The 9,881-nt window shown below is 54.1% G+C and carries 13 protein-coding genes; all 13 read left to right on the forward strand.

Annotated elements, in window-relative coordinates:
* The first annotated feature begins 102 nt into the window (after window positions 1-102).
* The 13 genes from rimI (at window position 103) to PT964_RS03235 (ending at window position 9,881) form a co-directional block, all read left to right on the forward strand.
* Complete coding sequence (gene rimI, locus PT964_RS03175; RefSeq protein WP_274361862.1) at window positions 103-570, forward strand: ribosomal protein S18-alanine N-acetyltransferase; 468 nt, start codon at window positions 103-105, stop codon at window positions 568-570.
* Window positions 571-679: 109 nt separating this feature from the next.
* Window positions 680-1,720, forward strand: coding sequence for a tRNA (adenosine(37)-N6)-threonylcarbamoyltransferase complex transferase subunit TsaD (gene tsaD, locus PT964_RS03180; RefSeq protein WP_425262659.1), 1,041 nt, complete (start codon window positions 680-682; stop codon window positions 1,718-1,720).
* A gap of 154 nt (window positions 1,721-1,874) precedes the next feature.
* Window positions 1,875-2,666, forward strand: a complete 792-nt coding sequence (gene cpaB, locus PT964_RS03185; RefSeq protein WP_274361864.1) for a Flp pilus assembly protein CpaB — start codon at window positions 1,875-1,877, stop codon at window positions 2,664-2,666.
* The gene (locus PT964_RS03190) at window positions 2,663-3,883 is read left to right on the forward strand and encodes a CpaE/TadZ family protein (protein ID WP_274361865.1); all 1,221 of its coding nucleotides are present in this window, start codon (window positions 2,663-2,665) and stop codon (window positions 3,881-3,883) included. The genes cpaB and PT964_RS03190 overlap by 4 nt, the downstream gene beginning before the upstream one ends.
* Window positions 3,884-3,897: 14 nt before the next feature.
* Window positions 3,898-5,310, forward strand: a complete 1,413-nt coding sequence (locus PT964_RS03195) for an ATPase, T2SS/T4P/T4SS family (protein ID WP_274361866.1) — start codon at window positions 3,898-3,900, stop codon at window positions 5,308-5,310.
* Window positions 5,307-6,278, forward strand: coding sequence for a type II secretion system F family protein (locus PT964_RS03200; protein WP_274361867.1), 972 nt, complete (start codon window positions 5,307-5,309; stop codon window positions 6,276-6,278). The genes PT964_RS03195 and PT964_RS03200 overlap by 4 nt, the downstream gene beginning before the upstream one ends.
* A 17-nt stretch (window positions 6,279-6,295) precedes the next feature.
* The gene (locus PT964_RS03205) at window positions 6,296-7,174 is read left to right on the forward strand and encodes a hypothetical protein (RefSeq protein WP_274361868.1); all 879 of its coding nucleotides are present in this window, start codon (window positions 6,296-6,298) and stop codon (window positions 7,172-7,174) included.
* 13 nt (window positions 7,175-7,187) lie between these two features.
* Window positions 7,188-7,325, forward strand: coding sequence for a hypothetical protein (locus tag PT964_RS03210; protein ID WP_274361869.1), 138 nt, complete (start codon window positions 7,188-7,190; stop codon window positions 7,323-7,325).
* Window positions 7,326-7,350: 25 nt separating this feature from the next.
* On the forward strand, window positions 7,351-7,530 hold the full coding sequence (locus PT964_RS03215; RefSeq protein WP_274361870.1) for a hypothetical protein: 180 nt from the start codon (window positions 7,351-7,353) through the stop codon (window positions 7,528-7,530).
* Between the two features lies 1 nt (window position 7,531).
* Window positions 7,532-7,687: a hypothetical protein gene (locus PT964_RS03220; protein WP_274361871.1), complete on the forward strand. Its 156-nt coding sequence runs from the start codon at window positions 7,532-7,534 to the stop codon at window positions 7,685-7,687.
* 12 nt (window positions 7,688-7,699) lie between these two features.
* Window positions 7,700-8,149, forward strand: coding sequence for a hypothetical protein (locus tag PT964_RS03225; protein ID WP_274361872.1), 450 nt, complete (start codon window positions 7,700-7,702; stop codon window positions 8,147-8,149).
* The gene (locus PT964_RS03230; RefSeq protein WP_274361873.1) at window positions 8,142-8,690 is read left to right on the forward strand and encodes a hypothetical protein; all 549 of its coding nucleotides are present in this window, start codon (window positions 8,142-8,144) and stop codon (window positions 8,688-8,690) included. Before PT964_RS03225 ends, PT964_RS03230 begins: the two co-directional genes overlap by 8 nt.
* 48 nt (window positions 8,691-8,738) lie before the next feature.
* Window positions 8,739-9,881 (forward strand): S-layer homology domain-containing protein, encoded by a 1,143-nt coding sequence (locus tag PT964_RS03235; RefSeq protein WP_274361874.1) that lies wholly within the window; start codon window positions 8,739-8,741, stop codon window positions 9,879-9,881.

Below are 9,881 nucleotides of genomic sequence, written 5' to 3' on the forward strand. Positions count from 1 at the left end.
GCGCGACGCGCACGACCTTGCCCCGAACTATACGCAGCTTGCGGAGGCGGAAGCGAAGCTTCTCGCGCGTACTCCGGACTAACGAGAGGACGGTCATCATTCATGGCAGCTACAGCGCCCGAAGTGAGCTTCCGCATGATGCGGCTGGAAGACGTGCCGCAAATTTGCGAGATCGAAATCGAATCGTTCACATCGCCATGGTCGGAGTCCGCGTTCGTGAACGAGCTGACGCAAAATCATTTTGCACAATATATTGTGATGGAGCACGAGGGCCGCATTATCGGCTACGGCGGGATGTGGATCATCATTGACGAAGCACACATTACAAACATCGCGGTGCGGACGGCGTATCGCGGAAAAAAGCTGGGCGAGCGGCTGCTGGCCGAGCTGGCCGTAAAAGCATACCGGCTCGGCGCCGCGCGCATGACGCTCGAGGTGCGTGTCAGCAACATTGTGGCTCAGCGGCTGTACGCGAAGTTCGGCTTCCGCGGAGTCGGCGTGCGGAAGGGCTACTACTCCGACAACGGCGAGGACGCTTTGATTATGTGGGCGGATTTGCCGGCGGTGTAGGGATTTCGGGGCATTTTTAACAATAAATATTAACGTATGAAACGATGCTGCCATATAAAATGTAAAGGCTGCTAACTATAGAGAGACACGGATTGGAAGTGGATGGAGAATGGCCATGGCGGATGGGAATCGTTGCCTCATTCTTGCAGTGGAGACGAGCTGCGACGAGACGAGCGTGGCAGTCGTGGAAAACGGGACGACGATTTTATCGAATGTTGTGTCGAGCCAAATTGAGACGCATCGGCGGTTTGGTGGGGTAGTGCCGGAAATCGCGTCGCGCAAGCACGTGGAGTCGATTACCCGGATTATGGAGGAAGCGGTGCGGGAAGCCGGCGTAGAACTGCGCGATCTGACGGCCATTGCCGTAACGCAGGGTCCGGGGCTGGTCGGGGCGCTGCTGGTCGGAAACATCGCGGCCAAAACGCTCGCCTTCGCCCTCGAGCTTCCGCTGATCGGCGTTCATCATATTGCAGGGCATATTTATGCGAATGCGCTCGTGCAGGAGCTGCGCTATCCGCTGATGGCGCTGGTCGCGTCCGGAGGGCATACCGAGCTGGTGCTTGTGGAGGCGGAGGGGCGCTTTCGCTTGATCGGGCGGACGAGAGACGACGCGGTCGGCGAGGCGTACGACAAAGTCGCGCGCGCCATGGGCTTGCCGTATCCGGGCGGTCCTCACGTGGACAAGCTCGCACAGCAGGCGGACGAGGAAATCGAGCTTCCGCGCGCGTGGCTTGAGCCGGAGTCGTACGATTTCAGCTTCAGCGGCATTAAGTCGGCGGTGCTGGCCGAGGTCAACAAAGCGAAGATGAAAGGCGACGTCGTCAATCGGGCCGGGCTCGCGCTCGGCTTCCAAAACTCCGCGATCGACGTGCTTGTCACCAAGGCGCTTCGTGCCGCGAAGGAGTTCGGCGCGGAGCAGCTGCTGCTGTGCGGCGGCGTTGCCGCGAACAAGGGGTTGCGGTCTAAGCTCGCTCAAGAATGTGAAGCAGCAGGTATTCCGCTGGCCGTCCCGCCGCTGTCGCTCTGTACGGACAATGCCGCCATGATCGCCGCCGCCGGTTATTTGAAGTGGAAGCGCGGCGAGTTTTCGGGGCTTGATATGAAGGCCGAGCCGCTGTTCTCGCTGGAGGAATGGTCGGTCGAGGTATAAATTTCTCTATTGACGAGCATTAGGCGCTATGTTAAATTTTAACTAATCGAATCTTTCACAGAGCGAAAGCATCGCCTGGTTACCGCTTGAAATGCAAGCGGTGGCTGGGCGTTTTTATTTTTCCGGAAATGTGCGCAAGAGGTGAACCGTTCTCATGAGAAAATGGCTCGTAACGATCATCGGCATCGTGCTAATGGGGGCGTCGGTGTACGGATTTTCGAAATATGCCGTCCGGGTGCAGGAGGAGGTACGGACGACAACAGCCGTGAAGCCTGTCCGCATGCTTTCGAGCGGCGAGGTGATCGACGCATCCATGCTTCGGTCTGTGCCGGTGCCGGCAGGAGCCGTCCAACCGGGTGCTTTAATGGAGCCGCATGAGATCGTCGGAAAGACGGTCGTCGTCCCCATTGGGGCGGAGGAGCAAATTTTCCCTTGGAAGCTGGCGGACGATCAGCTCACGCCGGGCGAAGGGGAGAGATATATTTCCTTCAAGACCGATGACGTGACGAATGTAGGCAACATGCTGCGGAAAGGGGACCGCGTAGACGTATGGGTCGAGTTTGAGCAGGCGAGAATGATCGGCGGAGAGCCGGCCGGCTCGGTCAAAATCATCGAAGGCTTGCGAATCGCCAACGTGAAGACGGCTGAGGGAGGAGAGATCGCGGATTCCTCCTCCTTTGGAGTCCCTTTTCAAGACAGCGGACGGCAGTATGACCGGCTAAGGGGGGCTCCGAGCGGAAAACCCGACATCAACACCTATATCATGTCGGAACAAATATATGAGGCATATACGTTTGGGGCGCTCGCAGGCACCATTAAGCTGGCTTTGCCGGATCTCTCGCTGCAGGATCGTTCCGCAGCTCGGGTTACGGAAGATTATAAGAAGCTGAAGATGTCTTTTTCTGCGGCTGAAATTCAGGATGCCCCCGGAGGTGAGCACCATTGAAAGTCTTATTAGGAGGTAAATACGGCGAGCTGTTTGAGGAGCTTTCCGAAACCGGTGCTTCAGTAACCGTTGTTGAAGAGCGAACGGGCCTTTTCGAGGCTTTGGAGGGGACGTTCGAGCTTGTAATTGTGCATGCCGGCATATTCGGGCAGATGTATCCGTGGGAGTGGATTCCTTTGCTTCGCGATAAACAATCCGCCGCAAGCATCACCGTGATTCCCGACGGGTCGCTTTACGATTCGCTGTGGCTGGAGGTGTTGTATCGGTTAGGGGACGATTTTTTTATTCGGGTTGCCCCTTTAGGCAGCAATGCAAAGTCATTGCTGGCGGAGCTAAGCTCGAACGATCGCGACCCCGCTTCTGCGGCTGTCGTCGGAGGGAGCGGACGCGGGATCGTTGCGGCGTTGTGGTCGGCGGCCAATAAAGACGGTGCGACCACCGTGGCGGTCAACGCCGCCGTGATGCTTGCGAGAAGCTCTCAGCTGAACGTCGGGTTGCTGGACCTAAATCTCAAAAATCCGGAAATAAAGTACGGCTTGCAATTGAAGGATTTGCACCGGTCGAACTTGTTGCTGCGGCCCAAGCTCCATACCGGGACGCTCGCGGCGAGCGACTTGCTTGATGCGTGCCAGCAGTATAGAAAAACGCCGCGTTTGCACATTCTTGCAGGCTCGCACCGCAGAGATACCGCCGGCGACGTTACGCCGGGAATGGTGGAGCATTTGCTGGAGACGTGCAGAGCCGTTTTTGACGTAACGATAGCGGACGTATCCGCTTTCCCGGATAACGCCGCGACCGTTTGCGCGGTGAAGAATGCCGATATGAAGTGGCTGGTCGCGCAGCAGGACTTCGCCTCGCATCGGTTGAGCTGGACGGAATGGTACGAGTGCTATTGGAAGTATATCGGACTTCATCCTCAAGACATCTCCCTCGTATTGAACCGGTACGCCGGGGGCGGCGAATCTCCGGAAAAAATCGCCGGCATTCTGGGAATGAAGCTGGCTTGCAGTTTGCCGAATGCAACGGGTTGGGCAGGGCCAAGAGAATCTCTTGAGGGGCCGCTTTTCATCGACTTGCCCGGAGCCGATTCGTTCGCGGACGGCATTCGGCAGCTGGCGTCGCGGTTATCCGTCGCCGCGGGAGCGCCCGCGCTTCCGGAGCGGCAAACCGCTCGGAGAAACGGTTTGTTGACGCTTTTATCCGGTCTGTTTACATAGGAGGCACGCGGAATATGCCCGGGTTAAAGGAACGCACGTTTTTTGATGCGGCCCAGTACGCCAAAGTCGTTCGATTTTCTTCACCGTCGGAACAGATAGGCCGTGTGAGGGCTGCAGCCGATCCGGATTTAAACAAAGGAAACGTTCGGCTGTCGTTGAAGGATGCGTCGAGAATCATTTACGAGCAGCTTACCGACCGTTCGAAAAAAGAAGAGTCGCTTCACAAAGATATATTGCAAGCCGGTTTGGGAGAACCGGAGGCGCAGGCGCGGATGAAGGCCGTGATCGAAACGATGATTACGGAGTATAGGCTGGAGATTGAACCGGCGACGTTAATCGATGATCTGACCCCTACGGATTGCGTATTTGCGATGACCTGCGGAGCAGGCTTGATCGAGGATTTAAAGCTTCAACCGGATGTGGAGGAGGTGCAGGTGATCGGGCGGCAAATTTTCCTGATTCGAAACGGCAAACAAATTCTGCATCATCGAGCGTTCGACAGCTTGGAAGACGTTCGCCTGCTCCAGGACCGTCTGGCACTTTGCGGCAAAAAGCCGATCAGCGAGAAGCAGCCCGTCGTTCAATCTTATCTTTGGAACCGCTCGCGGCTTGTCATGACCCGTGAGCCGTACACGGATGTGCCAAGCATCCATATACGGAACTTTATCGTGAAACATGTGACGCTTGAGAAGCTGGTCGAGCTGGGCACCATTAACGGGAACATGGCCGAGCTGCTGCGGCTGCTTGTCCGATATCATGCGAGTTTTTTGATCGGAGGGGGTACGAATACCGGAAAAACGACGTTCCTGTTCGCGCTGGCAACCGAAATTCCGGAGGACGAGCGGATACGGACTCTTGAGAAGGAGTTTGAGATTGCGTTACGAGAAAGACTGCGGGGAAAGCGGAACATATTGGCCGCGAGAGAAACGGCGGATTCGGAGCTGACGATGGAGGATGCATTTAAGCCGTTGCTTGTGATGAGTCCGGAGTGGGTAATCGTCGGCGAGGCGAAGGGCGCGGAAGTGTCCCAAATGGTTCAAGGCGCTTTGCGCGGTCACGATGTGATGGGAACGATGCATACGAAGTACCGGGAGTCGTTTCTTTCGGACGTTGTCGACATGGTAAAGCAGGACGGCCGCGCACATCAATACGACGACGTGGAGCGGCGTGTCGCTCGGGCATTCAATATTTTGGTGTTTTTGCGTTTGGTGCGAATCGACGGTACGGTTCGAAGAATCGTTACGGAAATTACGGAGCTGTCCGTGGATGAGCACGGCAAACCGCAAATCAGACCCATCGTAGTTTGGGATTACGATGCGAAGCAATGGCGATTTACGGGGGAACGGTTAAGCGAACCGTTGCGCAACCATATATATGCATACGGCGCGGACCCGAAACCTTTTCGTTCGTTGGGGGTGTGGGCATGACAATCGATTGGTCGGTAACGGTGTTCTATGCTCTGTGGGCGGCCGGAGCGGGACTGGTCATCGTCACTTGGCTGTCATGGGCGCTTCAAGCGATTCGCAAGAGCAGACGCCGAAGGCTTTTGATCGCGAACGGGCGGACAGAGAAACCGGCCGTACCTTTAAAAAATTTGCCGTTCATCCACAAGCTGGCGGACGATATGGAGATTGCGGAGCTGAAGCTCCCTGTCGAGGCGGTCATTGCTTCCATGGTAATGATGGCGGTTGCGGGATGGTTTGTGGTGCATGCGGCATTGACGGGAATGCGGGATCGTTTTGCATTGGATGCCGATAAACTGATCCCTTCCAACACATGGCTGTTAAGCGCATTTATTTCGCTGCTGATCGGATCTTTTCCCTACTTTTATGTGTCATTCCGCCTTCAGCGAAAGAGACACCGCATTGCGCTCGATATGATTAAGCTCGTTCAAAACTTGATCGGGCATTACAGCGTAGGAAGGACGATTCAGGATATTATCGCCCGATCGACTTCCACGATGCCGGATCATGTTCGTTCGGAGTGGAAGCATCTTGAGCTGCAGTCGCACATGGGAACGTCGCTGGAGGAGACGTTGTATGAATTTGCCCGGCGGGTGGATAACGCTTGGGCGGAAGATTTAGCCGATATATTGCTGATTAAGCACCGGTACGGCAACGACATCGTCGACGCGCTGCATAAATTAGTGATTGACATGCAGACCGCAAGGCGCAACGAGGAGAAACGGCTTGCGATGGTTACGGTTTACCGGATCGGTACGGTATTTATGATTTTGTTTTCTTGCTTTGTGATTTTCTTTAACGTGTACGCCGACGGCACGAATTACAGGCACTATTTCGTAAACCCGTCCGGGAGAGGCATCATTATGGCGTCGTCGGTCGTCATGTTCGCATCCTTGCTGATGGTCGTAAGATCGGGCCGGAAGACGTTTTAAGAGAGGTGGACTTGCACTTGAAGTGGCTGTTCTACATATCCTTCGCAGCGGGGGCGGGGCTCGTCTGGGGCACTTTGCTTCTGCCGCTGGTGCGGTCCAGACGGGATCCGATACGCGCCTTGATTGAACGATTCCGCCAAATCAAGCCTGCAGGCGCTGAGCTGCCGATCACTCCGATGTCTCCGAAGGAGCTTCAGTTTCTTGAGCGGGCAAGGCTTTCGGGAGTGACATGGTCCTATCGAGCGTATCGACAGCTTAGGTTAGGAATGGCCGCGGCAGGCTGTTATTTGAGCTTAGCGGTACTGCTCCCGGGAATCGGCGCCTTCGGGAGAGTTAGCTTGTACGAAGTCGTTCGGCTGCTTGTCATTTCCGGCTTTGCCGGGTTTGCATTATGGAATGCTCCGATATGGCTGATGTCGGTGCTTGCTGCGCAACGAAGGGGGAGATGTTTAGCTGAAATATCGAAGTTTTCCCACCGGCTGGCGATCTGCGTGACGGACAAGAACGATATTCGCGAAATGATATTGCGAGCCGGGCGGCCGCTGCGCATATTGAAGCCTCACATCCAGAAGCTGGCCGCACAATGGGGGAAGGATCAGCGGGAAGCGATTATGGATTTTAAAGATGCGGTCGGCATTTCCGAGGTATACCCGCTCGTGAATGCATTTATGGCGATCTCAACGGCCAAGTCGGCCGATGTGAGCCGTATTTTGCTCGAGCATTCCAAGTCGATCGATTCGACGCTGGAGGCGGAAATGAACAAACGGATCGAGAACGCTCCGCTTTGGATCAGCTTTTATATTATGATTCCGTTTTTCGTTTGCTTGTTTCTATTCGTTTATCCGTGGGTGCTTACGGTATTGGAGCAGCTTACGGTAAGCTTTTCAGCCAATTAAAGAGGTGATTGCCTTGGGGAAGCTTTTGACGACAATTGCGTTGTCGGTATTAGTGCTGGGAGCCGCGCTTTACACGGTGGGACAATTGATTGTGCCGGCGGTTGGAGAGGCTGGGGTTTCCACGAGAGAAACGATTCGAGATGCTTTCTAAAATTAAAATATAGGAGGAGCATGACATGAGCAAAATTGGGGTTGCGTTGGCTTTGGCGGTAATTTTGGTAGGTGCGGTTCTTTTTATCGGAGACAGCATCGCGGCACAAATTGTGAACCGGGGTGGGGATATCGGGACTTCCTTGTCGAGCGGAAACCTGCGGGTGAGCTCGACTGACGGCTCGGTTACGATCAGAACGCCGTAATATGTCCAAGCTGTTGGTTTCGCTTGCGCTGCTGGTCTTGCTGCTTGGAGCGGCGATATATATTTTCTCGGGGGGCGTAGGATTGAATGACGCCGTTCGGGAAGGGCACGACTCCGTAACGAGTACAATTCGCGGATTTGATTACGTAACCAACTAGGAGGAGACCGGCGTGATTCGAAATGAGCGCGGAGGCGCGGATACTTTGTTGATCACGATGTTCGTCGTCCCGCTGCTCCTGTTTGCGAGCTTTGCGGGAGTTCCGTTCTTTGTATATATTTTGAAGGCGAATCATCTGAATGTCGTAGCCAATCACGCACTGAAGGAGGCGGAGGCTGTCGGATACGTCAGCCCCGCTATTGCCTCCGCCGCCGCGGCGCGTCTTTCCGGCTTGGGGATGGAGCCGATTACGATCGGCGGGGTCAGTTACCCTTCTTTTGAAGGAAGTACTGTTTCGAAGGTGTATAAGGATTCGGCAAATTCGACCGTTACTTTGGTGGTCAAATATCCGGCTCCCGGACTTTCAAGAATGCTTAGAGCAGTCGGCGGTTCGGGGGGCACGGAGTCAAATGAAGGCTTTTACAGAATCGTGCTGCATGGGAAGAGCGAGGCGTATGAGTAGATACGTATGCAACGAGCGCGGCGGCGCCCATGTGTTGTTATTTGGGCTTATGGCTGTCATGTTTGCCGTATCGTTGCTGGTCGTTTCATTGAACTGGATGCTTCAATCCACAAACAAGACAAAGACGAAGCTGGTTCTCGATCGGGCGGTTCATGCCGCCGCACTGAATATTGACCCAACGGAAGCGGCTCTTGGCAGATTGGTTTGGGATCAAGCTTCGGGGACAGCTGATTTCTATACATATTTATCGATGAATTTAAAGCTCGACCCGTTCGGAGAGCCGGGGCCGGGAAGCTATATTGCGCGATCTCCGGTTGTCCATCTGCTGGAGTTCGTAAGCTTGCCGTCATACCCGTCTGTCGTCCGGCGAAGCGTGACCGTTCGCATAGGAACGCCGGAGGAGACGGTTCGAAATATAGACGTCACCGTATACGGGCCTTCTCTTGTTGCAATTGTCGAGGTTGAACAGCGCATGATCGGCGCAAGCGGCCGTACGGAGCCGATCGTCCTGTCCAGCGTTGCTAATGTGCGTTTTCGGTAATAAGGATATAATTGGCGGAAGATGCGCTTTTTGGAGGAGAGTTTATTTATGAAAAAAACAATAATCAGCGTATTAATAGGCAGTATATTGGCGGGAAGTGTGCATGGGGTTTCCGCCATTGCGGCAGGTAATGCTGCAGTCGAAGAAGCGGCGATTGCGCTTACCGATATTGAAAAGCACTGGGCGAAGGGCGCCATTGTTTCAGCGGTAAAACGCGGCATTGTAAAGGGGTATCCGGACGGAACGTTTAAGCCGAATGCTAGTGTAACGCGTGCTGAATTTATTAAGATGTTATCCGTTGCGCTTGGGATTGAAGTTGCCGAACAGAAACCGGGGGAGCCTTGGTTTTTCCCTTATGTTAGTGCTGCGGTTGGCAAAGGGATTCATAGCTTTGCCGATTTCTCTGCCGGTTGGCACGACAAGCTCACGCGTCTTGAAATGGCGAGATTGGCGGTTCGCGCAGTAACTCCTGAGCTGCGTAATGCCGAAGCTCCGCTTGACGATAAATATGTGATGTTCCTTGCCACGCAAAAGGGAGTTATTCAGGGCGTCTCGGGCGGGGAATTGGAGCCGCAGGGCTTCAGCACCCGAGCGCAGGCTGTTGTGATTATCGAGCGAATATTGACGATCAAGTCGGGCGGTACGGTGCCGATGGATAAGACCGCGGCGAGCTATGCGGAAGTGGAGTATCGCGGTACGAACATTGAGACGATGTTTGGTGTGAAGCCGAAGGCGTTGCCGATTAGCTTCAACAATGGGGATGGCGTGGATATTACGGTTGATCAGGTGTTGGTTGTGGATATTGACGATAAAAATGGGGCGTATCGTAAATGGTTCCCTGCGGTCCTAGATGAAACAGGAGCAGAAAAAGGTATTTATGTTGTAGCTTATAGGATGACCGCTGTAAATGAAAAATCACGTCCATTCAGCACATGGTATCCGGAAGGTAGGCTTCCTGGGGGAGGGCCATTTCGAATAGCTACAATTTCTGATGAGGGACGGGGTAAGACACCAATAACTTTCTTCCGAGAAGACTTGTCCAAGCCATTTAAGAAAACAGGATGGTATATGTTGTCCATTAGTAAAGAAAATTACATCAAGTGGATGAATGAAAAGAAATTTCAAGTATTCATTGGGCGAAATGCAGCTTTCGGTGGGAATATTAGATTTTCAGAAAAAGTTGGTGACTAA

The organism is Paenibacillus thermotolerans, from assembly GCF_028745515.1.
GTDB classification, from domain to species: Bacteria; Bacillota; Bacilli; order Paenibacillales; family YIM-B00363; genus Paenibacillus_AE; species Paenibacillus_AE thermotolerans.